Annotated in this window: 2 rRNA genes; both read right to left on the bottom strand. The window is 44.1% G+C overall.

What is annotated here, in order from left to right:
- Positions 1–400: 400 nt before the first annotated feature.
- Positions 401–518 (bottom strand): 5S ribosomal RNA (gene rrf / locus DXA20_RS15950).
- A gap of 89 nt (positions 519–607) precedes the next feature.
- A 16S ribosomal RNA gene (locus DXA20_RS15955) occupies positions 608–664 on the bottom strand; the annotation flags it as partial.

The following is a 664-nucleotide window of genomic DNA, read 5'->3' on the forward strand; positions in this document are numbered from 1 at the left end:
CAGCTTATCACGTCCTTCTTCGGCTCTTAGTGCCAAGGCATCCTCCCTGCGCCCTTATCAGCTTAACCTTTACAGTTATCTCTAACTGCTGAAACGGTTCCTGATTCTCATCATCACTTGTATAGCGTTACAAATGATGGCTTGTTGCTTTCTCGCATTTGTTAATTCTTAATCTGAATTGACTTCGATTCTTGATCTTTATGATCTTAAATCTGCGTTTGGATGTCTGACTTATAACATACTTTCGTTTGTTATAATCATTTCGATATACAGTTTTCAAGGTACCATTGACTGGTCTCGATCCTTCCGGATCTTCTGGATCAGTCATATATAATAAGAAGTGTTCCTCTCGGTCTGCTTCTTATCACAGATCACTGATCCAGTGATTTTTTCTTTTTTGATTCGGCGGCCACCTACTCTCCCATGCCGTCTCCAGCATAGTACCATCGGCCGCTCAGGTCTTAACCATCGTGTTCGGGATGGGAACGGGTGTTGCCCCTGAGCGCATCGCCACCGAAATGTTATGTTATTAACTAGTCTCGAGTGTGAGTTCAACACTCGATCCTTGATAACTCAACAGTAAAACAACCCTTACTCGCTCTCTTAGAAAGGAGGTGATCCAGCCGCACCTTCCGATACGGCTACCTTGTTACGACTTCACCCC

The sequence above is a fragment of the Roseburia sp. AM59-24XD genome, from assembly GCF_003478445.1.
Lineage (GTDB): Bacteria > Bacillota > Clostridia > Lachnospirales > Lachnospiraceae > Jutongia.